At 60.8% G+C, this 24,049-nt stretch carries 21 protein-coding genes; 11 read left to right on the top strand and 10 right to left on the bottom strand.

What is annotated here, in order from left to right; all coding sequences use genetic code 11:
- The first annotated feature begins 43 nt into the window (after nt 1–43).
- The 5 genes from QRN60_RS16575 to QRN60_RS16555 all read left to right on the top strand — a co-directional run bounded on the left by QRN60_RS16575 (nt 44) and on the right by QRN60_RS16555 (nt 5,641).
- Nucleotides 44–1,231, top strand: a complete 1,188-nt coding sequence (locus tag QRN60_RS16575) for a M20 aminoacylase family protein (RefSeq protein WP_003506876.1) — start codon at nt 44–46, stop codon at nt 1,229–1,231.
- A 21-nt stretch (nt 1,232–1,252) separates the two neighbouring features.
- Entirely contained in the window at nt 1,253–1,807 is a 555-nt protein-coding gene (locus tag QRN60_RS16570) for a GNAT family N-acetyltransferase (RefSeq protein WP_111817648.1), read from the top strand.
- Nucleotides 1,808–1,820: 13 nt separating this feature from the next.
- Nucleotides 1,821–3,626 carry an amino acid ABC transporter permease/ATP-binding protein gene (locus QRN60_RS16565; protein ID WP_003506872.1) on the top strand — a complete coding sequence of 602 codons (1,806 nt, stop codon included), beginning with the start codon at nt 1,821–1,823 and terminating at the stop codon, nt 3,624–3,626.
- A gap of 23 nt (nt 3,627–3,649) precedes the next feature.
- On the top strand, nt 3,650–4,588 hold the full coding sequence (locus QRN60_RS16560) for an ABC transporter substrate-binding protein (RefSeq protein ID WP_003506870.1): 939 nt from the start codon (nt 3,650–3,652) through the stop codon (nt 4,586–4,588).
- 117 nt (nt 4,589–4,705) lie between these two features.
- A complete protein-coding gene (locus QRN60_RS16555; protein WP_111780399.1) occupies nt 4,706–5,641 on the top strand; it encodes an ABC transporter substrate-binding protein in 936 nt (311 codons plus the stop codon).
- A gap of 67 nt (nt 5,642–5,708) precedes the next feature.
- On the opposite strand, the gene QRN60_RS16550 is transcribed toward QRN60_RS16555, so the two are convergent.
- Nucleotides 5,709–6,632, bottom strand: a complete 924-nt coding sequence (locus tag QRN60_RS16550) for a LysR family transcriptional regulator (RefSeq protein ID WP_003506866.1) — start codon at nt 6,630–6,632, stop codon at nt 5,709–5,711.
- A gap of 113 nt (nt 6,633–6,745) precedes the next feature.
- Here QRN60_RS16550 and QRN60_RS16545 point away from each other — a divergent pair, with 113 nt between their 5' ends.
- The 3 genes from QRN60_RS16545 to QRN60_RS16535 are packed head-to-tail and all read left to right on the top strand — an operon-like array spanning nt 6,746 to nt 9,562.
- Nucleotides 6,746–7,057, top strand: a complete 312-nt coding sequence (locus QRN60_RS16545) for a (2Fe-2S)-binding protein (protein ID WP_003506864.1) — start codon at nt 6,746–6,748, stop codon at nt 7,055–7,057.
- Nucleotides 7,036–8,418 carry an FAD/NAD(P)-dependent oxidoreductase gene (locus QRN60_RS16540; protein WP_111817650.1) on the top strand — a complete coding sequence of 461 codons (1,383 nt, stop codon included), beginning with the start codon at nt 7,036–7,038 and terminating at the stop codon, nt 8,416–8,418. Before QRN60_RS16545 ends, QRN60_RS16540 begins: the two co-directional genes overlap by 22 nt.
- Nucleotides 8,411–9,562, top strand: a complete 1,152-nt coding sequence (locus QRN60_RS16535; RefSeq protein WP_111817682.1) for an NAD(P)/FAD-dependent oxidoreductase — start codon at nt 8,411–8,413, stop codon at nt 9,560–9,562. Before QRN60_RS16540 ends, QRN60_RS16535 begins: the two co-directional genes overlap by 8 nt.
- 7 nt (nt 9,563–9,569) lie before the next feature.
- Here the strand turns inward: QRN60_RS16535 and QRN60_RS16530 are convergent, their stop codons facing one another.
- The gene (locus QRN60_RS16530) at nt 9,570–10,895 is read right to left on the bottom strand and encodes an NAD(P)/FAD-dependent oxidoreductase (protein ID WP_020812190.1); all 1,326 of its coding nucleotides are present in this window, start codon (nt 10,893–10,895) and stop codon (nt 9,570–9,572) included.
- Between the two features lie 230 nt (nt 10,896–11,125).
- Here QRN60_RS16530 and QRN60_RS16525 point away from each other — a divergent pair, with 230 nt between their 5' ends.
- Nucleotides 11,126–11,602: an Lrp/AsnC family transcriptional regulator gene (locus tag QRN60_RS16525; protein ID WP_003506856.1), complete on the top strand. Its 477-nt coding sequence runs from the start codon at nt 11,126–11,128 to the stop codon at nt 11,600–11,602.
- 42 nt (nt 11,603–11,644) lie between these two features.
- Here QRN60_RS16525 and QRN60_RS16520 read toward each other — a convergent pair whose 3' ends face one another.
- The 7 genes from QRN60_RS16520 to QRN60_RS16490 all read right to left on the bottom strand — a co-directional run bounded on the left by QRN60_RS16520 (nt 11,645) and on the right by QRN60_RS16490 (nt 20,093).
- Nucleotides 11,645–13,300: an ABC transporter ATP-binding protein gene (locus QRN60_RS16520; protein ID WP_111817651.1), complete on the bottom strand. Its 1,656-nt coding sequence runs from the start codon at nt 13,298–13,300 to the stop codon at nt 11,645–11,647.
- Entirely contained in the window at nt 13,300–14,151 is an 852-nt protein-coding gene (locus QRN60_RS16515) for an ABC transporter permease (protein WP_020812188.1), read from the bottom strand. The genes QRN60_RS16520 and QRN60_RS16515 overlap by 1 nt, the downstream gene beginning before the upstream one ends.
- Nucleotides 14,151–15,101 carry an ABC transporter permease gene (locus tag QRN60_RS16510; RefSeq protein WP_020812187.1) on the bottom strand — a complete coding sequence of 317 codons (951 nt, stop codon included), beginning with the start codon at nt 15,099–15,101 and terminating at the stop codon, nt 14,151–14,153. Before QRN60_RS16510 ends, QRN60_RS16515 begins: the two co-directional genes overlap by 1 nt.
- Nucleotides 15,102–15,194: 93 nt before the next feature.
- Nucleotides 15,195–16,805, bottom strand: coding sequence for an ABC transporter substrate-binding protein (locus tag QRN60_RS16505; RefSeq protein ID WP_080866892.1), 1,611 nt, complete (start codon nt 16,803–16,805; stop codon nt 15,195–15,197).
- A gap of 93 nt (nt 16,806–16,898) precedes the next feature.
- Entirely contained in the window at nt 16,899–17,612 is a 714-nt protein-coding gene (locus QRN60_RS16500; protein WP_099087207.1) for an HAD-IA family hydrolase, read from the bottom strand.
- A 256-nt stretch (nt 17,613–17,868) separates the two neighbouring features.
- The gene (locus QRN60_RS16495; RefSeq protein WP_111817652.1) at nt 17,869–19,242 is read right to left on the bottom strand and encodes an aspartate aminotransferase family protein; all 1,374 of its coding nucleotides are present in this window, start codon (nt 19,240–19,242) and stop codon (nt 17,869–17,871) included.
- A 14-nt stretch (nt 19,243–19,256) separates the two neighbouring features.
- Nucleotides 19,257–20,093 carry a GNAT family N-acetyltransferase gene (locus QRN60_RS16490; RefSeq protein WP_020812184.1) on the bottom strand — a complete coding sequence of 279 codons (837 nt, stop codon included), beginning with the start codon at nt 20,091–20,093 and terminating at the stop codon, nt 19,257–19,259.
- A 323-nt stretch (nt 20,094–20,416) separates the two neighbouring features.
- On the opposite strand from QRN60_RS16490, the gene QRN60_RS16485 reads away from it, so the two are divergent.
- Nucleotides 20,417–21,085 carry a haloacid dehalogenase type II gene (locus tag QRN60_RS16485; RefSeq protein WP_003506842.1) on the top strand — a complete coding sequence of 223 codons (669 nt, stop codon included), beginning with the start codon at nt 20,417–20,419 and terminating at the stop codon, nt 21,083–21,085.
- Nucleotides 21,086–21,100: 15 nt separating this feature from the next.
- A complete protein-coding gene (locus tag QRN60_RS16480) occupies nt 21,101–22,375 on the top strand; it encodes an NAD(P)/FAD-dependent oxidoreductase (RefSeq protein WP_003506840.1) in 1,275 nt (424 codons plus the stop codon).
- A gap of 216 nt (nt 22,376–22,591) precedes the next feature.
- Here QRN60_RS16480 and QRN60_RS16475 read toward each other — a convergent pair whose 3' ends face one another.
- Complete coding sequence (locus tag QRN60_RS16475; protein ID WP_111817653.1) at nt 22,592–24,049, bottom strand: NAD-dependent succinate-semialdehyde dehydrogenase; 1,458 nt, start codon at nt 24,047–24,049, stop codon at nt 22,592–22,594.

The following is a 24,049-nucleotide window of genomic DNA, read 5'->3' as shown; positions in this document are numbered from 1 at the left end:
TTCAAGACGCGGCGCGCAAAGGCCCCGCGCAGGAGACAGAACCATGAATATCCGCATTGACGGCGCGCGTCCGCAGGACGACGCCGAACGGGGAATCCTTGCCTTCATCGAAGAGAGCATCGCCATCCGGCATGATCTCCACCGGCATCCAGAGCTTTCGCTCAAGGAGACGCGTACGGCGGCGCTCATTGCCCGTTATCTCCTGTCTTTCGGATACGAGGTGACGGAGGGTGTCGGTGGTCACGGTGTCGTCGCCACGTTGAAGCGCGGTCATGGTGAAAAACGTCTCGGAATCCGCGCCGATATCGACGCCCTGCCCATTATCGAGGAAACCGGCCTTGCCTATGCCAGCCAGACGTCGGGCGTCATGCATGCCTGCGGTCATGATGGCCATACCACCATCCTGCTTTCAGCCGCCCGTTATCTTGCCGAAACATCGAATTTTTCCGGCACGCTGACACTGATCTTCCAACCGGCCGAGGAGATCGGTGCGGGTGCAAGGGCGATGATAAAGGACGGGCTGTTCGAGCGGTTTCCGGTCGATGCGGTCTTCGGCCTGCACAATTGGCCGGGTGTCGAAACCGGGCAGTTCGGCTTCGTCGAAGGTCCTGCCATGGCCTCCGTCGACAAGGCGAAGGTGCAGATCATCGGCAGGGGCGGGCATGGGGCGGCGCCGCATGAGACGGTCGATCCGGTTCTCGCCTCGGCAAGCTTCATCACCGCCCTGCAAAGCATCGTTTCGCGCAATGTCGATCCGCGCGAGATGGCGGTGCTGACGGTCGGCTCCATCCATGGCGGAACCGCCTCCAACGTCATTCCCGAGAGCGTCGAGCTGCAGATCACCGCCCGGGCTTTTTCGCCCGCCGTGCGTGACAGGCTGGAGGAGCGGCTTCCGGCGCTGGCCAGAGCGCAGGCGGAAAGTTTCGGCGCAAGCGCCGATGTCTCCTATTCCCGTGGTTTCCCGCCGGTCATCAATCACGCCCCGCAGACGGTCTTCGCCCGTGAGGTTGCCAAAAGGCATTTCCCGTCCGCGCAGATTGCCGAAGCGTTCCAGCCGCGCACTGCGAGCGAGGATTTTGCCTTCATGCTGCAGGAGCGGCCCGGCTCCTATCTCTTCGTCGGCAATGGCGACAGCGCGCCGCTGCACAGCCCCCACTATGATTTCAACGACGCGATCATCGCACCGGCAGCGCGCTTCTGGGTGCGTCTGGCGGAAGCATACCTCTCCTGACGCGAAATTTAGGACAAGGACATGAGCGACAGTTTTCTCTACACATCGGTCAAGGATCCGCTCGCAACGCCGCTTCTGGAGGAGTTGCTGTTTGAATATGACAGCCGTTACGGCACATTTTTCAACGCGGAAGGGGCCAAGGCGGAGCTGAACAAATATCCGCCGGAGGCCTTCAGCCCGCCATCGGGCAATTTCCTGCTGCTTTTGCGCGACGGTAAGGCGATCGCCGGCGGCGCTTTCATGCGCTACGACCACGAGACGGCCGAATTCAAGCGCGTCTGGACCCACTCGGCCCACCGCCGGCAGGGGCTTGCGAAAATCGTGCTTCAGGAGCTGGAGCAGCAGGCGATCCGGCAGGGTTACGCCCGCGTTTATCTGACCACGGGTTTCCGCCAGCCGGAAGCGGTCGGCCTTTATCTCACCAATGGCTATCGCGCCCTGTTCGACACGACGGCCGATCCCGAGACGATCCGGTCGCTGCCCTTCGAAAAATGGCTTTCCGACGCTGCCGCCTCCATCCCGGATGGCGCGCCAGTACAGGCCGCCCGGCCGCAACTCTCTCCGGTTCATCCGTGAAAGGCTTTCTCCGATGACAATAGCCTCCGATTTTCCGCATGTTGCGGTGAACGAACAGAAGGGTGAGCCGGTCAAGGACGGTTACGCGCATTTTCGCGTCGTTCCCGCCCGTTATCCGCTGCGCACGGCGGGCACCGTTCTCTCGGTCCTCATCATCGCGGCCATTTTGCACTCCGTATTCGGCAATCCCCGCTGGGGCTGGAACGTGTTTGCGGAATGGTTCTTTGCCGAACCGGTGCTTGTGGGGCTCGGCCGGACGCTGTTGCTGACGGTGCTCGGGGCTTTTCTCGGTTTCGTGCTCGGCACGGTTCTGGCGCTTGCGCGCGTTTCAGGTTCGCCTTTGCTTGTCGCGATCTCCTGGACCTATATCTGGATATTCCGTTCCATTCCGCTGATCGTGCTTTTGCTGATCCTCAACAATCTCGGTTATCTCTACGAGACCGTGACGATCGGCGTGCCCTATACCGGCATCAATTTCTTCGGCTGGAATACCACGCAGCTGATGACGCCCTTTGCGGCTGCGGTGCTGGGGCTGACATTACATGCCGCAGCCTTTTCATCGGAAATCGTGCGCGGCGGTATTCTTTCGGTGGAACAGGGCCAGCTTGAGGCTGCGGCCTCACTCGGCCTGCCGCGGCGCAGACAGTTTTCACGCATCGTGCTGCCGCAGGCGATGCGCACCATTCTGCCGAATGGTTTCAACGAGATCATTCTGCTCGCAAAGGGCACCTCGCAGGTCTATATCCTCGCCCTGCCGGAGCTTTTTTATACGATCCAGATCATCTATCGCCGCAATCTGGAAGTGATCCCGCTGCTGATGGTCGCAACCGTCTGGTATCTGGTGATCCTGACGGCGCTTTCCATCGTGCAGCACCATATCGAACGGCACTTCTCGCGCGGCGCGCTGCGCAATCCGCCGCCCTCGCTGTTCGCCACGCTCTACCGCACCTTCCTGCCGCGCAAGCCCTTGCCTGAAGCGGTGGAGACGGCGACGCCTGCGGTTGCCTTGTCCCAACGCCCCGCCACCGTCAGGTCGGGAAGTTTCCAGCTCGGAAATCGCGGCGGTTCGGTCAATATTCACGGTGTCTCGAAATCCTTCGGAACGCTGAAGGTGCTGGACGACGTCAGCCTTTCCATCCCGGCAGGCAGCGTCACCACCATTCTTGGCCAGTCCGGCTCCGGCAAGTCCACATTGCTTCGTTCCATCAACCATCTGGAGCGTGTCGATGACGGCTTTATCGCCATAGACGGCGAGCTGGTCGGTTATCGTCAGAAGGGCGATACGCTTTACGAACTGAAGGAACGGGAAATCCTGAAACGCCGCGTCGAAGTGGGCATGGTGTTCCAGAGCTTCAACCTGTTCCCGCATCTGACCGCACTTGAAAACATCGCCGAAGCGCCGGTCGTGGTTCGCGGCATATCGAAAGAGCAGGCCGAGGCCGAAGCACGCGATCTTCTGGCCCGTGTCGGCCTTGCCGAAAAAGCCGGCGCCTATCCGCGCCAGCTTTCCGGCGGGCAGCAGCAGCGCGTGGCGATTGCCCGGGCGCTGGCCTTGCGGCCGAAGGTGCTGCTCTTCGATGAGCCGACATCCGCTCTCGATCCTGAACTCGTCAACGAGGTGCTTGACGTCATCAAGGAGCTTTCCCGCTCCGGCGTCACCCTCATCATCGTCACCCATGAAATCGGTTTTGCCCGCGAAGTCTCCGACAGGGTCGTCTTTATGGAGCAGGGCCGCATCCTGGAAACGGGCACGCCGGAAAAGGTGTTCAACAACCCGGACCACCCGCGCACGGCCGAATTCCTCGCAAAAGTTCTCTAATCAACAACAAAGGAAACACTCGCATGGTATTTTCATCGAAATTATTGTCCCTGCTCGCCGGCGGTCTTTTCACCGCCACCGCCGCACTCATTCCGGCTGCGCATGCGCAGGAAGTGGACCTGTCGCCCGAACAGAAAGGCCGGGTGCGCGCTGAAAAGGTGGAAGAGGCGATCAAGCTTCTGCCCGCAGGACATAAATTCATCGCCGACGGAAAGCTGACGGTCGCGACCGTGCCGTTCCGTCTGCCGCTGGTGGATTATGCGAGCGACACGAAAACGCCGATCGGCGTGGAGCCGGATATCGCCCAGCTGGTCGCCGACAGCCTTGGCCTTGAGCTGCAACTTGTTCCCATCGCCTGGGCCGACTGGCCGCTCGGTCTCACCTCCGGCAAATACGATGCCGTCACCTCCAACATCACGGTCACGGAAGCCCGCAAGGAAAAATTCGATTTTTCCAGCTATCGCAACGATCTGCTCGGCTTTTACGTCGGCAATAACAGCAAGGTTACGTCCATCGGCAAGCCCGAGGATGTAGCCGGGCTGAAGGTGATCGTCGGCGCCGCCACCAATCAGGAGCAGATCCTGCTGAAATGGATCAAGGACAACAAGGCCAAGGGTTTGGCCGATACCGACGTGCAATATTACGACGATCAGGCCGTGCTTGACGTCGCCCTGCAATCCGGTCGCGCGGATGCCTATCTCGGCCCCAACGCCACCTCTGCCTTCCAGGCGGCAAGCCAGAAGAAGACGAAACTTGTCGGCACCTTCTCCGGCGGCTGGCCTGAGGCGGCGGAAATCGCCGTCGCTTCGAAAAAGGACGCGGGCATCGCCGAGGCCATCACCGCCGCGCTGAACGCCCAGATCAAGAACGGCAATTACGGCAAGGTTCTCGCCCGCTGGAATCTTGGATCGGAAGCCATCACCGAATCCCGCACCAATCCGCCCGGCCTTCCGAAGAGCTGAGTTCTGGTTTGCTTGCCAAAAAGCTGAGTTGAAGGTGGGACATCACTCAGCCGGTAGCGCGGGCATCCTCCCGCCCGCGCTACCTCCGTCCCGCAATCATTCTATCGGGAAACCACAATGACTTTCACCTCTCGTCTCGCCACGGCCACGCTCGGTGCTTTTCTGTCCGTTGCCGGTTTCGCACCGGCTTTTGCAACGGATGTCTTCGATCTGTCGCCGGACCAGCCAGGCCGCGTCAGGGTTGAAAAAGACCCCGGTGCTATTGCCGCTATTCCCAAGGATTTCAAATTCGTCACACCGGGCAAACTCACCGTCGCGGTCGCACCCGGTGGGCCACCGCTTGCGACCTATGCGACGGATGCAAAAACTGTGGTCGGCGCAGACCCTGATTACGCGCTTGCGGTGGCCGACAGCCTCGGCCTCGATCTGGAATTGGTGGCGGTGGCCTGGGCGGACTGGCCGCTGGGGCTTGCTTCCGGCAAATACGATGCGGTGATCTCGAATGTCGGTGTGACCGAACAGCGCAAGGAAAAGTTCGATTTCTCCACCTATCGTCAGGGCCTGCACGGATTTTTCGTCAAGTCGGATAGCGGTATAACCGCCATCCGCGAGCCGAAGGACGCGGCCGGCCTGAGGATCATCGTCGGCGCTGGCACCAATCAGGAGCGCATTCTGCTGAAATGGAGCGACGAGAATGTTGCCGCCGGGTTGAAGCCGATCGAGTTGCAATATTACGATGATGAAGCCACACGGTTTGTGGCGCTTTCTGCGGGGAGGGCGGATGTGATCGTCCAGCCGCATGCGCAGCTGGTTTTCATCGCCGCACGCGACAAGACGATCAAGCGCGTCGGAACCCTCTCCGCCGGCTGGCCGGAACGGTCCGATGTCGCCATCACCACCCGCAAGGGCTCGGGACTGGCCGATGCACTGACGCTTGCCACCAACGACCTGATCAAGAGCGGCGCTTACGCGAAGATCCTGGATCGCTGGCAGCTATCGGAAGAAGCCCTGCCGGAATCGCGCACCAACCCACCCGGCCTGCCAAAAAGCTGACCGGTCGAATAAATGCGGCGGACGACAATACCCGCAGGCTCAGGCCTTGCGGGTATTGTTTTGTCCGTCAGCCCTGGGCGGGAAGGGCGCGAAAGAGTTGTCGCAATTCGCCAACAAAGGGTTTGAAGAAACGTGAGAGCGGCCGCGCCGTGTTGGTGGAAACGGCGACATTCATCGTCACTTCAGGCATGAACGGGCGCACCGTCACTCCCTCGAAACTGTTCCACCGCACCAGGCCGTCGACAAGGGCGATGCCGATGCCGCCACGCACCAGCGGCACAGCGCCGACCGATGAGGTGACCTGCACCGAGACATCACGCATAAGCCCGTCGCGTTCGAAGACCTCGTTCAGCTGCGGGCCGATCTCGTCCGCCTGGTTGCCGTAGGAAATCAGCGGTCTGCCGGCGAGGTCGCGCGGCGTCACCGTCATCATCTCGGCCAGGGCATCATCATGCCGCATCACCGCCACAACAGGCACGGAGGCAAGAATTTCACTGCGCACTGTTGGTGCCTGAATGGTGGACAGCGTTACCGCAAAATCGATGTCTCCCAGCAGCAGCTGCTCGGCAATTTCCTTTTTGGGCAGGGCGTTGAGGTGGATTTTGACGGTCGGATGCGTCTGCCGGAAAGCGAGCAATGCTTCAGGCAGCACGGAATAGGTGACCGGCAGGCTGGCCCCGATGCGCAGAAGGCCAAGCTTGCGCTCGCCGATGGTGCGCGTCAGTTTTTTCAGCACTTCCAGTTCACGGAAAACCCGGTCGGCATCCTCGTAGATCAGATGCGCTTCCATCGTCGGCACCAGCCGCCCGCCGATGCGCTCGAACAGCTTGTAACCCAGCTGGCTTTCCAGATGGTGCAACACCTTGCTGACGCCGGGCTGGGAAACGGCAAGCGAATTGGCAGCCGCTGTCACGGAGCCGTCGCGCATGATGGCGCGGAAAATTTCAAGCTGTCGGGCGTTCATGGAAACCTCCGGCGTCATCTCTTCCATAACCCAAGGTTCTGTTCAAGCGACCATTTGCGATTGGTGAGAAACCTTCTGCCGTGGAAATCTGTGACGGTGCAGGAGAGGTGCCTGCGAAGGTTTTGGGAAAGGAAACGCGGATGCTTGCCAGATTCAGGCGCATCGCCGAAGAGCGACGCGCGGTTTGCTCTGTCCTGATCGACGGCATGCCGGTCGAGGCGCTGGAGGGAGACACGGTGCTGACGGCGCTGATGCTGTCGCGCGGGTTTGCCCGCCTTTCGGAATTCGCCGATGGCAAGCGCGCGGGGTTCTGTCTGATGGGCGCCTGTCAGGATTGCTGGGTCTGGACCGGGGAAGGGGAGCGGCTGCGCGCCTGTTCCACCGCCGTTCGCCCGGGCATGGATATCAGAACCGAGGTTCCGGAGGGGTTATGGCAGATTTGCGCGTCGTGATCGTGGGCGCCGGCCCCGCCGGTACGCGTGCCGCCGAGACGCTGGTGCGGGCTGGGCTTCGCCCCGTCGTCATTGATGAGGGAGATCGCAGCGGCGGCCAGATCTATCGCCGTCAGCCGCAGAATTTCAAGCGCTCATATACCGCTCTTTACGGCACGGAAGCGGATAAGGCGAAGGCTCTGCACGACACATTCGACGGGCTTTCAGACCATATCGATTACCGCCCGCAGACCCTGGCGTGGGCAATTCGCGACAATCGCATTCATATTCAGCGCGCAGAGACATCCGAAGCTCTGGATTTCGATGCCCTCATCATCGCATCGGGTGCGACCGACCGCATCATGCCCTTGCCGGGCTGGACGAGGCCGGGTTGTTTTTCGCTTGGCGCGGCGCAGATATCCCTGAAGGCGCAGGCCTGCGCGATAGGGCGACGGGTGGTTTTTATGGGCACGGGGCCTCTGCTTTATCTTGTGGCATATCAATATATGAAGGCAGGGGCGGCGCCTGTGGCGGTGCTGGATACCACATCATTCTTCACGCAGATCAAGGGCCTGCCGGGGATGGTGGCACGACCAATGCAGCTCCTCAAGGGCATGCGGCTTGTCGCGGCGCTGCTTGCGGGCGGCGTGAGGATCGAACGGGGCATCATGCCGATAGAGATTATCGGCGACGCTGAGAGTGGCGTGACCGGCATTCGCTATCGGGATGCGTCCGGTGAGGAAACACGCCTCGCCTGCGATGCCATTGGCATGGGCTATCATCTGCGGGCGGAAAGCCAGCTTGCCGACCTTGCCGGTTGCCGCTTCTCCTTTGATCCGCTGATCCGGCAATGGCTTCCGGATGTGGACAATATGGGACGCAGTTCCGTGCCTGATGTCTATCTGGCAGGCGATGGCGTGCGTATTCTCGGTGCAGATGGTGCGGAAGCCTCCGGCCGGCTCGCCGCGCTCGCGCTTCTTGAGGATCAAGGTTTGAAGCCATCCCGTGCGGAGATCGGCCGCTGCCGGAAATCGCTGAAAGCCGCGAGCCGCTTTGCGCAGGGAATGGCCCGGGCCTTCCCTTGGCCGCACCTGTTGGTGCGGTCACTTGCCGACGAGACGATTATCTGCCGCTGCGAGGTGGTGACGGCGGGCGAGTTGCGCGCAAGCGTGACCGAAAAGGGTGCGACGGAGGTCAACCGCTCGAAAGCTTTCTCGCGGGCTGGCATGGGCCGGTGTCAGGGCCGGTTCTGCGGGCAGGCGGGTCAGGAGATTGTCGCCGCCGCCTCTGGTATATCGGTGGAATTGGCCGGACGGCTGCGCGGGCAGGCGCCGGTGAAACCGCTGCCGCTGGCGATTGTGAAGGGAGGCGATGATGCGTAACACGCTTGCAGAGGCCGATGTCATTATCGTCGGCGGCGGCATTGTTGGAACCGCGACGGCGTTTTTCCTGCGGCATCGGGGTGTCAGCGTCATTCTGCTGGAGCGTTTCCTCGTCGGCCAGCAGGCGAGCGGCACCAATTTCGGCAATGTCCGCCGTCAGGGCCGTTATCTCGGGCAGCTTCCGCTCGCCAACAGATCGCGGGATATCTGGAGCCGGATCCCGCAACTGACCGGTGCGGATGTGGAATTCATGCCCGTCGGCCATATCCGGTTTCTCTGGGCGGAAGAACAGATCGCCGTGGTCGAGAAATACCGCGACGATGCCACGCAATATGGTCTGGAATTGCAGATACTCTCGCGCGAGGCTGTCAGGCAGAAATTCCCCTTCATCGGACCGGAGGCGGTTGCGGGATCATGGTCGCCGCATGATGGTCACGCCAATCCGCGCCTTGTCGCGCCCGCCTTTGCCCGCGCGGCGCGGCGGGATGGTGCAACCATCGTGGAAAATTGCGAAGTTCTGGCCATCGAAAAGGCGGGCGAGGATTTCCAGGTGACGACGGAGGAAGGGGAATATCGCGCGCCCTCGGTGCTGGTTGCCAACGGTGCATGGGGCGGCGGGTTTGCCGGCGCCCTGGGAGAGGCGGTGCCGCTGGAAGTGGCCGGCCCGCAAATGGGCGTGACGGAACCTTTGCCATGGTTCATTCACCCCGTCGTCGGCGTCTCCACCAAAATTCCCGGCGAGGTCATTTATATGCGGCAAATCCCGCGCGGAAACGTCATTTTCGGCGGGGTGAAACGATGCGCCGCCGCGCTGGACGAACGCCGGGCGAAATATGATCCCGCCGGGCTTGATGCTCAGCTGCGCCAGTTGCTGCGGCTGGCTCCCGCTTTGCGCCATGCCCGGCTGATCCGCACCTGGTCCGGTGTGGAAGGCTATATGGCCGACGATCTGCCGGTCATGGGGGGAAGTGCTGCGACCTCCGGCCTTTATTATGCCTTCGGCTTCAGCGGCCACGGTTTCCAGATCGGGCCGGGTGTTGGCGACGTGATGGCGGAGCTGATAGCAACCGGGAAGACTACGACGCCGATTGCGGATTTTCACATCGGCCGGTTCCATCGCGGTGAGTCTGTCGCATCCCATTAAGGGAGGGTCAGAAATCCGCGACCTTGCCCCAGGACGAATCGAGGAAGCGGCTGGGGTGATAGGGGGCGGCATCGACGATCGGGTTCGAGCCCGTCACGATATCGGCGATCAGATGGCCGGCACCCGGTCCGATGCCGAAACCATGGCCGCTGAAGCCGGCGGCGAGGATGAAGCCGGGCAATTCGCTGGTTTCGCCAATGGCAGGCACGCCATCAGGCGTGCTGTCGATGAAGCCCGCCCAGGCGGCGGAAATCCGGGTTTTGCCGAGGGCCGGCAGAAGCTTCAGTGCCCTTTCATGGGTCTCGCGGATGGCGGCGGCATTGGGTTTCGGATCGAGAATACGAACCCGTTCCATCGGCGTCGGCGCATCGAGCCGCCAGCGTTTCAGCGTCTCGTGGCCGCCGCGAAGACCTTCCAGCCCGCCTGGCCGCAGGCTTCGCCAGCGCTTGAGAAACATCGGAACAAATTCACGGGCAAACCGCATCTGCTGCGCCGTCGGGTCGATGCGGCCCAGCCCGCTGATGGCGAGAGTATAGCCGCCGTCTTTTCTCTTCGTGGCTGAGACGGCGGCGGTGTGCAGTGCATCCGGCAGCCCCTCCGCACCCGGCGTGACGGACAGAATGGAGGAGCGGACGGAGGCCTGCGGGAAACGAATGCCGAGCTGGCGGCAAAAGGACGACGCCCAGGCCCCGCCGGACATGATGGCGGTTTTGGTGCGGATCGTGCCTTTTTCGGTGACAACGGCGCTGACACGGCCGCCTTCCGTCTCAAGCCCGCGCGCGGCGCAATTCTGATGCACCGTGCCGCCCAGTTTGATGATGGCGCGCGCCACGGCGGGTGCCGCCATGGAAGGATCGGCCGTACCGTCTGTCGGTGAAAACACACCGCCCTTCCAGCGTTTGCCCGTAGATCGGCCGCGTTCGCTCGCCTCATCGGCGCTCAGCATATGGGTCGTCACGCCTGCGGTAATGGCAAAGTCACGCCAGCGCGCCCAGCCGGCAAGCTCGGCTTCATTGTCGCTCAGATAAAACAGCCCACAGCGCCGAAAGCCCGTGTCCTCGCCGCTCTCTGCGCCAAATTCTTCCCAAAGCGCCAGGCTCTTGGTGGAAATCGGCAATTCGCGGGCGTCGCGGTTCTGCTGGCGGCACCAGCCCCAGTTACGGCTGGATTGCTCCGCCCCGATCAGGCCCTTTTCGACCAGCGCCACCTTCAGACCGCGCCGGGCGAGGTAATAGGCGGCGAAGACACCGACGATGCCGCCGCCGATAATGACGGCGTCCGCAGATGTCGGCAGTTCCGGCGATGTCGTGATCTGTTGCAGCGGGGCGGGCATGGTCGGACTCCTTATATTCGTCCTAATTTACCTCAGCTGGCGTGTAAACGCTGCCAGACTGGGCGTCTTGCCGGAATCTCATGCTGTTGGTGGCCACGTCTGCAACTCTTTATGCTGCACCAAAAAAACATCTCCACGTCGACAGGGCGCACCCATGTGGTAAGATTTCCGATACCGCGCCAGAATTTTATGCCGCGTGTTCAAAAAACAAAAAAGGGGTTCCGCACGTGATGAAACTTGACCGGATCGATATCAAGATCCTCTATGAACTGCAGAAAAACGGTCGCATCACCAATGTCGAGCTGGCGGAGCTTGTCAATCTGTCGCCCAGCCCTTGCCTGATGCGGGTAAAGAAACTGCAGGCGGAAGGTTATATCGAGGGTTATTCGGCGCAGATCAACATCAACAAGCTCGGCCAGACGCTGACTGTTTTCACCGAGATTACGCTGAAGAACCACCGCCAGATCGATTTCGCCCGCTTCCTCGGCGTTGTCGAAAAGATCGACCAGGTGGTGGAGTGCCACCTCGTTTCCGGGGGGTACGACTACCTGCTGAAATTCGTCACCTCTGGCATCGTCGAATACCAGTCGATCATGGAGCGACTGACCGATATGGATGTCGGCATCGATAAATATTTCAGCTTCGTGGTGCTGAAATCACCGATCATCAAATCGCATATGCCGCTGACCAGCCTGTTTCCGCTTTGAGGTGTGGGAAACGGCCCTTTGCAGGGCCGTATCATCCCGTTCTCACCTCTTCGAAAACGCCCGCACCAGCTCCGCATCCTGCTGCAGATTGTCGAGCCATTTCGGGTCGAGTTTCGGCACCGAGGAGAACAGCAGTTTCGAATAGGGGTGGGTCGGCGACTTGATCGCTTCCGTCTCCAGATGCTCCACCTTCTGTCCGCCATACATCACGACGATTTCGTCACAAATGGTCTCCACCACCGAAAGATCATGGCTGATGAAGATGTAAGAGAGGTTCAGCTCCCGCTGCAGTTCCCCGAGAAGATCGATGATCGCGGCCGCGACCACGGTATCGAGCGCCGAGGTGATTTCATCGCAGATGATGAGCGATGGTTCGGCGGCAAGCGCCCGGGCGAAATTGACACGCTGCTTCTGCCCTCCGGAAAGGCCGGAAGGATGGCGATGGCGAACCGAGCGCGGCAGCTTCACCATATCGAGAAGCTGGTCGATCCGCGCATCGCGCGCCTTGCCCTTCATACCGTGATAAAAGGTCAGCGGCCGGCCGAGGATGCCCTCGATGGGTTTGGACGGGTTGAGTGCCGTGTCGGCATATTGGAACACGATCTGCATGCGGCGAAGCTGATCGCCGGTCCGTCGGCGTGCATCGGCATCCAGTTCCTTGCCTTCGAAGATCACATGGCCGCTTGCCGCCGGCAGAATGCCGGCAATGGCGCGCGCAAGTGTCGATTTTCCGCAGCCGGATTCGCCGATAATGCCGAGATTGCGGCCGGGATAGACTGAAAGACTGACGGAATCCACCGCACGCACTAGCGGCATCTTGTCTCCGCCCTTCGTTCCATATCCGGCGATCAGCTCCTCGATATCCAGGAGGGGCGTGGCCTGCTCCTGTTTGACGGGTGTGACAACGCGTGCCTTGTCGTGAAAAGCCGTCAGCAATTCCCTAGTATAGGGATGCTGCGCATTTTCGAGGATATCCGCTGTAGTGCCGGTTTCCTGCACCTCGCCGCCTTTCAGCACCACGATCCGGTCGGCAATCTGGGCGACGACGGCAAGATCATGCGAGACATAAACGCCGCCGATACCGCCCTTGCGCATTGCCGATTTGAAGGCGCGCAGCACCTCGATCTGGGTCGTGACATCGAGCGCCGTGGTCGGCTCGTCGAAGATCACCAGCTTCGGGTTGCCGATCAGCGCCATGGCGGCGGACAGGCGCTGAAGCTGGCCACCGGACACCTGATGCGGGTAGCGCTCGCCGATGGTCTCAGGGTTGGGCAGCGACAGGGCCTTGAAGAGTTCTACCGCCCGCACCCGCGCCTCCTGCGGCGGCATCAGATGGTGGATGCGGGTGACTTCGATCACCTGGTCGATGATCCTCTGCGCAGGGTTAAAGGCGGCGGCCGCACTTTGGGGCACATAGGTCACCTTCGTGCCGCGGATCGTTGCTCGCTCGGCTTCGGAAAGCTGCACCATGTCGCGGCCCGCCACCTTGACGCTGCCGCTGGAAATGCGGCAGCCCGGGCGGGCATAGCCCATCAGCGTCAGCGCAATGGTGGTCTTGCCGGAACCGCTTTCGCCGATCAGCGCAACGATCTCGCCATCGGCGATGTCGATGTCCACACCCTTGATGATGTCGATGCGGCGGCCGGAATCGGTGGTGGCCTCGACTTTCAGTCCGCGGATTTCAACGAGATTGCTCATTATTCGCTCCTGTCGCGGATTTTCTGCGGCAGATTGTCGATCAGCAGGTTGACGCTGATCGTCAGGCTGGCAATCGCTAGAGACGGGAAGATGACGGCGGGTGCCGCGAACGGCAGGCCGCCGATGTTTTCGCGCACCAGCGCACCCCAGTCCGCATTCGGCGGCTGCAGGCCAAGGCCAAGGAAGGAGAGGCCCGACAGCAGCAGCACGATGAAGACGAAGCGCACGCCAAGATCGGCCAACACGGGACGGACGATGTTCGGCAGGATTTCGGAACCGATGAGATAAAGCAGGCTTTCGCCGCGCACGCGGGCGACGGTGACGAAATCCATGGTGTTGACATTGACGGCGAGCGCCCGGGCGAAACGATAGGCGCCCGGCGTATAGATGACCGAGAGCGTGATGATCAGCACCGGTATGGACGAGCCGACGGCGGCGACGACAACGAGGCCGAAAAGCTTGCTCGGAATGGAATTCACCGCATCGAGAAACCGGCTCAACGCCGCATCGAACCAGCCGCCGATGACGGCGGCGCACATGCCGAGCACGACGCCGGAGGTGCAGGCGATGGTGACGGCTGCGAGCGATATGCCGACCGTGAAACGCGCGCCCATGAGAATGCGGGAAAACACGTCACGGCCGAGGTAATCGGAACCGAGCCAGAGATCTGATGTCATCGGCCCGAAATAATCGAGATCGACGATTTCACCGACTGGATGCGGTATGAGATACGGCGCCAAGATTGCGACCATGGCCCAGGAAAAAATCATGAGAAAGCCGAAAACGCCGACTGCGTTGATCTTGTAACCCAAACGCGAAGTCCCCGAAGTTGTTTTGATATTGTCGGCCATCAGCGCAGCCTCGGATTGGACATGATGGCGATAATGTCAGCCGTCGTGATGAGGAGGAGATAACCGACGCAGAAGATCATCGCGCAGCTCTGGATCAGCGGCAGGTCGCGGGTTGCGACGCCATCCACCATCAGCTTGGCGATGCCAGGATAATTGAAGATCGTCTCAACGATGATGACGCCGCCGACGAGATAGGAAAGTGACAGCGCCACCGCATTGACGATGGGGCCGAGCGCATTAGGAAGCGCATGGCGAAGCACGATGCGCATGCGCGGTGCGCCCTTCAAAAGCGCCATTTCGACATAGGGCGTATCCAGCGTTTCGATGACGGCGGCGCGGCTCATGCGGATCATCTGCGCTGAGACGACGAAGGTCAGCGTGATGACCGGCATGGCATAGACCCGCAGTACATCGAAAAGCGTGTGAACCTCGCTGACCAGCGAAAGCGCCGGCAGCCATTTCAGGTAAACGGCGAAAAGCAGCACGGCGAGTGTGGCGATCATGAATTCCGGCACCGAGATGACACCGATGGTCAGCACGGTGACGGCCCGGTCATAAAGCGTTCCGCGCAGCATGGCAGAGCTGATGCCAAGCGTGAGCGCCAGCGGCACGGCGATGATGGTGGTAATGCCGGCAAGCTTCATGGAATTGACGAAGCGCGGACCGATAAGATCGGCAATCGCCATGTTGTTGGCATAGGAGGTGCCGAGCTCGCCATGCAGCAGGCCAAAAAGCCAGCGGACGAAACGCAGCAGGGCCGGGTCGTCGAGATGCATGGCGGTGCGCAGGCCCGCCACGGCTTCCGGCGTCGCCGCCTGGCCGAGAAGGATCGTCGCCGTGTCGCCGGGCAGCAGGCTGGTGGCGGAAAAGACGATAAACGACACGATCAGCAGCGTCGTCAGCATGACGACCAGCCGCCTGGCGATAAGGGACAATATCCGGCTGTTCATTCACATGCTCCTGCGACCTGCCTGATTGTGGAGGCTTCCCGCATCCTGCGGAAAACGTGCCGGGCGCATTTTCGCGCCCGGCCCCATGATCTATCAGGCTTCAAGCCAGACGTATTCCGCAAAGGAATAACCCATCATGCCGCCGAGCGGATTGGCTTCCAGCCCCTTTAGCTTGGAGGTGATGGCGTCGACATTCGAAATATAGGCGGGGATGATGGTGCCGGCTTCGTCGGCGATCATCGTTTGCAGTTCGAAGTAGATCTGCTTGCGCTTCTCCATGTCGAGCATGCCGCGTGCTTCCAGCATCAGCTTGTCGAATTTCGGCGACTTGTACTGGCTTTCGTTCCACGGGGCGTCTGAAGCATAGAGCAGCGAGAACAGGATGTCCGGCGTCGGGCGCGGGTTGATGTTGCCGAAATGGACCGGCGCCTTCAGCCAGTAATTGCTCCAGTAACCGTCGGAGGGAACACGCTGCACATCCAGCTTCACGCCGATTTCGGCGGCCGAAGCCTGGATGATCATCGCCATGTCGACCGAAGAGCTTGCTGCATCCGATGCGATGACCGGAATGGACTGGCCGATGAGGCCGGCCTTCTGGAAGTGGAATTTCGCCTTGTCCGGATCGAAGGCTTTCGGCTTGAGATCCGGATTGTGGTAGGGGTTCATCGGCGGAACCGGCTGGTCGTTGCCGACTTCACCGAGGCCGCGCAGGGCCGCCTTGACGATCTGCTCGCGATTGACGATCGACTTCATACCGGCGACGAAATCGGCATTGTTGCCGGGCGCCTGGTCGAGACGCATGTTGAGGTTGGTGTAGTTCCCTGATGTCGTCTTGGACAGAACGACACCTTCCTGCTTGTCGAGCAGGCGCAGCGCACGCGGGTTGATGGAGGCCGCGAGCTGGATATCGCCGGAGAGAAGGGCGTTGACGCGGGCATTGTCGTCCGAAATCGCCATGAATTCGAAACTGTCGATGTGCGGGCCGCCGGACTTCCAGTAATTGGTGTTCTTGGCCATGATCGAACGGACGCCCGGCTCGAATTTTTCGAGCTTGAAGGCGCCGGTGCCGTTGCCCTTGGAGAAATCCGTGGTGCCGTCGGCAACGATCATGAAATGGTGCAGGGCCAGAATGGATGGCAGGTCGGCATTCGCGTTCGCCAGCGTGATTTCGACCGTGCTCTTGTCGAGAGCCTTGAAGCCGGTCATCTGCGCGGCAATCTTGGCGACCTTGGAACCGACGGCCGGATCGAGATGGCGCTTCAGCGAATAGACCACGTCATCGGCGGTCAGCGCCTTGCCGTCATGGAAGGTGACGCCGGAACGCAGCTTCACCGTCCAGGTCTTGGCGTCCTTCGTTTCGATGGCTTCGGCCAGCTCCAGCTGCGGCGTGCCGGAAACATCAAGGAAGCTCAAACGGTTATAGAGCGCGCAGCAACGAACATAATCCGTCGAAAGCGAGGCTTTCGCCGGATCGAGCGTATCGGCGGTGGAGGAGGACCAGCCGGCTGCCTTGAGGGTGCCGCCGGAGACCGGCGTTGCGGCCACGGCATTTGAGGCGCGACCGAGAATGGCCGAACCGGCGGAAAGGGCGACACCACCCGCCAGCAGCATGTGAAGCAGCTCGCGCCGCGTTGCGCCGCGTCGGATCGCCTGTTCAACGGCGGCATCGTCGGAGCGGGTCCAGTTTGTAATCCTGTCACTCATGGTCTTCCCCTTTTGTATGATTTGTTGAAATGCATCTGAAGAAATTTCAGGCATGCCGCATCCCAGTTCGCGGCACGCCACTGGCGGTGCGGCTTAACCGCCCGCTTGCCTCGCGGCGTCGGCAAGGCCGGCCATTGAGGTAAAGTGATAGTCCGGCTCGGTGAAGTTTTCCGGTTCGATGGTGCCGCCATATCCCTTCTGGGCGTGACGCCGCTCGATCCAGCAATTGGTCATGCCCAGTTTCCGGGAAATGCCGATATCGTGATACTGGCTTTGCGCGACATGGAGAATGTCATCCTTCGATGCGCCTTCGCTCTCCACAAAAGCGAAAACCTTTTCGAAGAAGGCAGGATCGGGTTTTTCCGTGCCGGTATCATCCGCCGTGAAGGCCGCATGAAAGGGATTGCCGAGCTCCTTCGAGAAATATTCGAAGGCCCAGCGCTGGGCATTGGTCATGGCGATGAGGCGATGCGTCTTGGCAAGCTCGGCCATGGCGGCGCGGCTGTCTTCAAAGCCTTTCCAGCTTTTTGCCGCGTCGCGCAGGCGCTCGCCGAAAGCGCGTTCCGCCGGCAGTCCAAGTTGCGGAGCGATGATCAGGTAGACGCGGACGAGATCGTCCGGAAACAGGTCGGTCGCATCGGAGTAACGGGCTGCGCGATAAAGGGCGAGCGCCTTTTCACCATCGACCTCCACGCCGTTTTCCGCGCCGATTGCGGCCAGGGTCGATTTCAGGCCACCTTCGAAATCGATGAGAGTTCCCACCACATCGAAGCTCATATATTTGAAGTCGCTCAGTTTTTTGGGCAATGTCGGTCTCCGCTTTGCCGCCTTGGCCTCTTGGGGAGGTTGCGGCAGATTATTCTGTTCCCGGACGGGATCCTTGCCCCGTTCCCATTTGTAATTACGCCCTTTTTTATGGCGTTTAGTGCCATTTGCATTAATAGTTTGGCACTTTCGGCACGCCGGATACGCCGAAATGGATCGGCTCTTCGGCAGAATATTGCGAATATGCGGTGCGTTGCGACATTTCGAGAGGGGGCCGCAACGCTGCCTTTCTATCACCTCAGGCCATGGCGGCCCTGACGGCCGGGTCTTCGAGTGTCTGGTCGAGCGTCTTCAGCGTCCGCTCGACAATGGCGTCGATCTCACTATCTGTGCAGCAGAGCGGCGGCGCATAACCAAGAATGCCGTTTGCAAAGGCGCGCACGATCAGGCCGTTTTCCCAGGCGCGGTCGAAAACCTTGCGTGCAGGGGCCGCTGCAGCCGGCAGCGGCGTCTTTTTGTCCTTGTCGGTCACAAGTTCGATGGCGGCAAGCATGCCGCGGCCGCGCACATCGCCAACCAGCGGATGGCTTTTCAAGCCTTCCAGGCCGGCCATCAGTCGTTGACCGGCGCGGCGGCCGTTTTCCAGCAGTCCGCCCTCGTAGAGTTTCAGCACTTCAAGGCCGACAGCGGCGCTGACGGGATGGGCGGAGTAGGTGTATCCATGCCCCACGGCGGCATCGCCGGCAAAGTCGGCTATTGTATCATAGACGTGATCCGCCATGAAGACGGCGCCCATCGGCACATAACCCGACGTGAGACCCTTTGCAGCCGTGATGAAGTCCGGCACGATGTCCTCGTCCGTGCAGGCAAAGAGCGGTCCGGTGCGGCCGAAGCCGGTGATGACCTCATCAGCGACGAAGAGAATGCCATAGGAACGGCAGAGTTCGCGCATGGCCTTGATCCAGCCCGGCGGCGGCACCAGAACGCCGCCCGAGCCCTGAATGGGTTCCGCATAAAAGGCGGCGACCCGGTCCGGGCCGATGGCCTCGATCTTGTCTTTGAGAATTTGCAGGGAGGAGGTGATGATCGCGGCCGGATCGTTGCCGGCCGGATTGCGGTAGGCGTAGTGCGACGGAATTTTGTGCTGCCAGTCATAAGGCACACCGAAACCCGCATGGAAAGCGGGTAGCGCCGTGAGACCCGACCCAGCGGTAGTGGAGCCGTGATAACCCTGTTCGATGGAGATGAACTGGTCGCGTTGCGGCTGGCCTTTCGCGTGCCAGTAATAGCGGATGAAGCGGATGGTGCTGTCCACCGCATCGGAACCGCCAAGCGTGAAATAGACATGGTTGAGATCGCCCGGCGCGCGGTCGGCGAGTTCGGAAGCAAGCCGGATCGCCGGTTCACTGCCGATGTCGAAATAGGCAGTGGCATAGGGCAGCTCACGCATCTGTTTGGCTGCCGCTTCGACGATGCTGTCATGCCCGTAACCGGCATTGACGCACCAGAGGCCGGCAAAACCGTCGATGAGCTGGTGACCGGTCATGTCGGTGACCGTGGCGCCGCTTGCCGATTTCAGCACCCGCACACCAAGCTTCTCATGGCCGCGGAAGGAGGAGACGGGGTGCACCAGATGGGCGCGGTCCAGTTCGATCAGTGAATTGCTTAACATGGGTCTCTCCAGATTCAGCCCAGTGCCTGGCTGGTCAATGCGAATGTTTTCAGTTTTTTGTCCGCGGGGATTTCGGTTTTCGACCGGCGCATGGCGATGCCGCCGCCGACATGGGCAAGGCCACGTTCGGCAAGCCAGGGGCCAAGACCGGTATCGGCGGTGGTATCCACGCGCAGGAATGCGCCGGGGCGCTCGGAAACTGCAAAGGCGATCAAATCCCTAGCGATTTCAGCATTTTCCGCCACGACCGGGCCGATGACCTCGCCGCGCCCGAAGGTGCGAAGGGCGGCAAAACCCTTGATGACGCCCTGTTTCTCAACGATCGCGAAACGTGCCCTGTCGGCAAGCGCTGCAAAGAGCGCCGTGCGATCCGCGCCGAAAGCCTCCGCATCGAGTGCCGCAAGCGCGGCCGGATCAATGGTTTCGACCCAGATGACACCGGTTGGCCTGTCGGTCGTCACCGGAATTCCCTGATGTTGACGCACCTCGCCGCAGGCGACGAAGCCCAGTTTTTCGTAGAGCGGCAGGCCGTCGGCCGTGGCGACCAGACGGCATTCGCGGTCTTCTGCTGCGTCCATTGCCGCCTGCATCAACTGACGCCCGAGGCCGCGGCCGCGCATGCTCTCATCCACGATCACCATATTGACGGTGGCGCAGCTTTCTCCGAGAAGCGTCGCCATGGCGGTGCCGACGACGCGTCCGTTCTCAAGGGCGACAAAACCCTTGCTCAGGGAAAGGACCAGCGCCCAGTCTTCCTTCCGGTGCGGCCAGCCGGCCTGACGGGAAAGTTCAACGGCCGCGTCGAGGTGGTCCGGTTGAAACATTTGGATATCGATCAGGCTCGCCTGCATGCCGGAACTCCGTTTTTTCTTACTCTTCATTGATAGACTGACGCCGGAAGAAGATTGTCCCGACAAATGGGAAGGTTCGATATGTTTCGCTGTTGCTTTTATCCGCCGCCGCATCTTATGCCGCATCTTGTCCGCACCCGGTCGTAAAACCGGGACGGGCGGCGGCTTTCGGTTGGGCTCAACGCAACTCTCTGCCAAACTGGCGGCTGCATACGCAACAATCTGCTTCCGCTGATGGCAATTGCGGTGCGCCGACCGGGCAAAGGCTTTCTATGATCAATTCATTCCGGCACGGCCGATCCCCAAGCAAGGATGACGACGATATGACCATCTTCCGCCCGAAATACATCTCCTTTGATTGCTACGGCACGCTGATCAATTTCCAGATGGCAGAGGCCGCCCGTGATCTCTATGGTGATCGCCTGGATGAAGCGCAGATGCAGCAGTTCATCAAGAATTTTGCGGCCTACCGTCTTGATGAGATCATGGGCGACTGGAAGCCCTATGCTCAGGTGGTCCACAATTCGCTTTCGCGCAGCTGCAAGCGCAATGGTGTCGCTTTCAAGGATGAAGATGCCACCTTCGTTTACGAGCGCGTTCCGACCTGGGGGCCGCATGCCGATGTTCCGGCCGGCCTTGCGAAGGTTGCGAAGGAAATTCCCCTCGTCATCCTGTCCAACGCCATGAATTCGCAGATCATGTCGAATGTCGAAAAGCTCGGCGCACCCTTCCATGCGGTCTATACCGCCGAGCAGGCACAGGCTTACAAGCCGCGTTTCAAGGCCTTCGAATATATGTTTGACATGCTCGGCTGCGGTCCGGAAGATATGCTGCATGTTTCCTCCTCGTTCCGTTACGATCTGATGTCGGCCCACGATCTCGGCATCAAGAACAAGGTCTGGGTCAATCGCGGCCACGAGCCCGCCAATCCCTATTATGGTTATGTCGAGATATCAGATATTTCCGGCCTGGCAGGCGTGGTTGGATTGTAAGGAAAGGTCGGGACCATGAAGTTCGTCTCCTATTGGCACGATACCGCGCCGCAATTTTCAGGTGCCGCGCAAGGTCCCGTCGAAGGTCATTATGATGTCGCCGTCATCGGCGGCGGCTTCACCGGTCTCGGGGCCGCGCGCCAGCTGGCCAAGGCGGGCGCGCGGGTGGTCGTTCTCGAAGGGGAGCGGGTCGGTTGGGGCGCCTCTGGCCGCAATGGCGGGCACCTCAACAATGGCCTTGCCCATTCCTATCTCTCCGCCAAGGCGGAACTGGGCAAGGAACGCGCGATCGCCCTCTACAAGGCGCTGGACGATTCAGTCGACACGCTGGAAGCACTGATCGCAGAGGAGGGGATTGATTGCAATTTCCGCCGCTCCGGCAAGCTGAAGCTCGCTTCCAAGCCGCAGCATTTCGAAGGTCTGGCAAGGAATTTCGACGCGCTGCACGCCGAGGTCGATCCCGATACGGCTCTCTTGTCGGCTGCTGATCTCGAGGCGGAAATCGGCTCGCCCTTTTATGGCGCCATGCTCTCGAAGAAAAGCGCAATGATGCATATGGGCCGCTATGTGGCCGGCCTTGCCGAAGCCGCCAGCCGCCATGGCGCGGTGATCTTCGAAAAAGCGGCGGTGACGAAACACATCCAGAACGGCAAGCTCCATGAGCTGGAAACCGCCCGCGGCAAGGTCACGGCCAACAATGTGCTTGTTGCTACTGGGGCTTACACACCCTCCGGCTTCGGTTATTTCCGCCGCCGCATCATCGCGGTCGGCAGTTTCATCATCGCCACGCGGCCGCTGACGGATGCCGAAATCAAGGCTTCGGTTCCCGGCAACCGCACCTATGTCAACTCCATGAATATTGGCAATTATTTCCGGCTCTCGCCTGACAACCGGCTGATCTTTGGTGGCCGCGCCCGTTTTTCCGCAACTTCGGATCAGCGTTCGGACTCCAAAAGCGGTGCGATCCTGACGGAAAGCCTGCATCGCATTTTCCCGCAGCTTGCCCATGTGCCGATCGATTATTGCTGGGGCGGACTGGTTGACATGACCAAGGATCGTTATCCGCGCGCAGGTTTCCATGACGGCGTCTGGTACGCCATGGGCTATTCCGGCCACGGTGCGCAGCTTTCCACCCATCTCGGCATGATCATGGCCGACGCCATTCTCGGGCGGCCGGATAACAATCCGCTGAAGGGGCTGGACTGGCCGGCGGTGCCGGGTCATTTCGGTAAGCCCTGGTTCCTGCCGCTGGTGGGATTCTATTACAAGATGCTGGATAAGATTCAGTAGAAGGGCTGTTAGTTCTTCCGTCATGCCGGACTTGATCCGGCATCCAGCCACCGCGCGTCTGCGCGGTGAAAGAGTTTCTTGCGATCAATGACTTGATCGCAATGGACCCGGACCGAGTCCGGGGCGACGGCGTGTAAATGCTGCCGCTTTTTCAATTCCACGCTTCAAAAAAGAAGGGCCGCAGAGCGGCCCTTTAGGCGGGGATGAGAAAAAGGCTCAAGCGAGCCCACCGATATGGAAGGTCTTGATCTCCAGATATTCCTCGATACCGACCTGCGCGCCCTCGCGACCGAGGCCGGATTGCTTCACGCCGCCGAAGGGGGCGACTTCGGTGGAAATGAGGCCGGTATTGAGGCCGACCATGCCGAATTCCAAAGCCTCGCCCACACGCCAGGCGCGCTTGAGGCTCTCGGTATAGAAATAGGCGGCGAGGCCGAAGGGCGTGCCATTGGCGATGGCGAGTGCTTCTTCTTCCGTCTCGAAGCGGAAGAGCGGTGCGACGGGCCCGAAGGTCTCTTCGCTTGCCAGAAGCATGCCGGTCGTGGCGTCCGTCAGCACCACCGGTGCCGTATATTGCGGACCTTCCGGCAGACTGCGCGGCTTGGTGATGATCGTCGCGCCCTTCGAAATAGCGTCGTCGATATGGGCGCGGATCTTGGCGATGGCCGGCTCGTTGATCATCGGGCCGATGGAGACCCCCGCTTCCGTGCCGGGGCCGACCCGCATGGCATCGACGCGATCCGCCAGTTTTTTCGCGAAGGCGTCGTAAACACCAGACTGGACGAGAATGCGGTTGGCGCAGACGCAGGTCTGGCCGCCATTGCGGAATTTCGAAATGAGAGCGCCTTCAATGGCGAGATCGAGATCGGCATCGTTGAAAACGATGAAGGGCGCATTGCCGCCCAGTTCCAGCGACAGTCGCTTTATGCTGTCGGCGGCACCACGCATCAAAAGCGAACCGACGCGGGTGGAGCCGGTGAAGGAAATCTTGCGCACCGTCTCGTTCGCCATGATTTCGTTGCCGATTTCCGTCGGCATGCCGGTGACGATGTTGATGACACCTGCGGGAATGCCGGCTCGTTCGGCGAGTACGCCGAGCGCCAAGGCGGAATACGGTGTGAATTCCGACGGCTTGATGACCACGGTACAGCCAGCCGCGAGTGCGGGCGCGACCTTGCGGGTGATCATGGCGTTCGGGAAGTTCCATGGCGTGATGATGCCGCAGACGCCGACAGCCTCCTTCAGCACCACGATGCGCCGGTCCGGCGTCGGCGACGGAATGGTGCCGCCGCCGATGCGCCGCGCCTCTTCCGCAAACCATTTGACGAAGGATGCGCCATAGCGGATTTCGCCCTTTGCCTCCTCGAGCGGCTTGCCCTGTTCCGTGGTCAGGATCAGGCCGAGATCGTCTATATGCTCGATCATCAGCGCAAACCATTTTTCGAGCAGCGCCGCACGCTCCGCATGGGTCTTCTTCTTCCACGGTCCGAAGGCGGCGTTGGCGGCCTCGATGGCCGCGCGCGTTTCCGCGCTCCCCATATCGGGAACGGTACCGATCACGGCCTGCGTCGCGGGGTCGATGACATCGACCGCCTTGCCCGACGCCGCCGTCTTCCATGCGCCGCCGATCAAGCCCGTCTGGCGAAAGAGTTCCTTGTCCTTCAAGCCCTGCAT

The sequence above is a fragment of the Agrobacterium sp. CFBP2214 genome (assembly GCF_030209895.1).
Classification (GTDB): domain Bacteria; phylum Pseudomonadota; class Alphaproteobacteria; order Rhizobiales; family Rhizobiaceae; genus Agrobacterium; species Agrobacterium radiobacter.
This window is presented reverse-complemented; position numbering and strand designations above follow the sequence as displayed.

Bases quoted from the DNA above. Each gene is read 5' to 3' on its own strand.
- QRN60_RS16575 (WP_003506876.1), top strand. From the start codon at position 44: ATGAATATCCGCATTGACGGCGCGCGTCCGCAGGACGACGCCGAACGG.
- QRN60_RS16570 (WP_111817648.1), top strand. From the start codon at position 1,253: ATGAGCGACAGTTTTCTCTACACATCGGTCAAGGATCCGCTCGCAACG.
- QRN60_RS16565 (WP_003506872.1), top strand. From the start codon at position 1,821: ATGACAATAGCCTCCGATTTTCCGCATGTTGCGGTGAACGAACAGAAG.
- QRN60_RS16560 (WP_003506870.1), top strand. From the start codon at position 3,650: ATGGTATTTTCATCGAAATTATTGTCCCTGCTCGCCGGCGGTCTTTTC.
- QRN60_RS16555 (WP_111780399.1), top strand. From the start codon at position 4,706: ATGACTTTCACCTCTCGTCTCGCCACGGCCACGCTCGGTGCTTTTCTG.
- QRN60_RS16550 (WP_003506866.1), bottom strand. From the start codon at position 6,632: ATGGAAGAGATGACGCCGGAGGTTTCCATGAACGCCCGACAGCTTGAA.
- QRN60_RS16545 (WP_003506864.1), top strand. From the start codon at position 6,746: ATGCTTGCCAGATTCAGGCGCATCGCCGAAGAGCGACGCGCGGTTTGC.
- QRN60_RS16540 (WP_111817650.1), top strand. From the start codon at position 7,036: ATGGCAGATTTGCGCGTCGTGATCGTGGGCGCCGGCCCCGCCGGTACG.
- QRN60_RS16535 (WP_111817682.1), top strand. From the start codon at position 8,411: ATGCGTAACACGCTTGCAGAGGCCGATGTCATTATCGTCGGCGGCGGC.
- QRN60_RS16530 (WP_020812190.1), bottom strand. From the start codon at position 10,895: ATGCCCGCCCCGCTGCAACAGATCACGACATCGCCGGAACTGCCGACA.
- QRN60_RS16525 (WP_003506856.1), top strand. From the start codon at position 11,126: ATGAAACTTGACCGGATCGATATCAAGATCCTCTATGAACTGCAGAAA.
- QRN60_RS16520 (WP_111817651.1), bottom strand. From the start codon at position 13,300: ATGAGCAATCTCGTTGAAATCCGCGGACTGAAAGTCGAGGCCACCACC.
- QRN60_RS16515 (WP_020812188.1), bottom strand. From the start codon at position 14,151: ATGGCCGACAATATCAAAACAACTTCGGGGACTTCGCGTTTGGGTTAC.
- QRN60_RS16510 (WP_020812187.1), bottom strand. From the start codon at position 15,101: ATGAACAGCCGGATATTGTCCCTTATCGCCAGGCGGCTGGTCGTCATG.
- QRN60_RS16505 (WP_080866892.1), bottom strand. From the start codon at position 16,805: ATGAGTGACAGGATTACAAACTGGACCCGCTCCGACGATGCCGCCGTT.
- QRN60_RS16495 (WP_111817652.1), bottom strand. From the start codon at position 19,242: ATGTTAAGCAATTCACTGATCGAACTGGACCGCGCCCATCTGGTGCAC.
- QRN60_RS16490 (WP_020812184.1), bottom strand. From the start codon at position 20,093: ATGCAGGCGAGCCTGATCGATATCCAAATGTTTCAACCGGACCACCTC.
- QRN60_RS16485 (WP_003506842.1), top strand. From the start codon at position 20,417: ATGACCATCTTCCGCCCGAAATACATCTCCTTTGATTGCTACGGCACG.
- QRN60_RS16480 (WP_003506840.1), top strand. From the start codon at position 21,101: ATGAAGTTCGTCTCCTATTGGCACGATACCGCGCCGCAATTTTCAGGT.
- QRN60_RS16475 (WP_111817653.1), bottom strand. From the start codon at position 24,049: ATGCAGGGCTTGAAGGACAAGGAACTCTTTCGCCAGACGGGCTTGATC.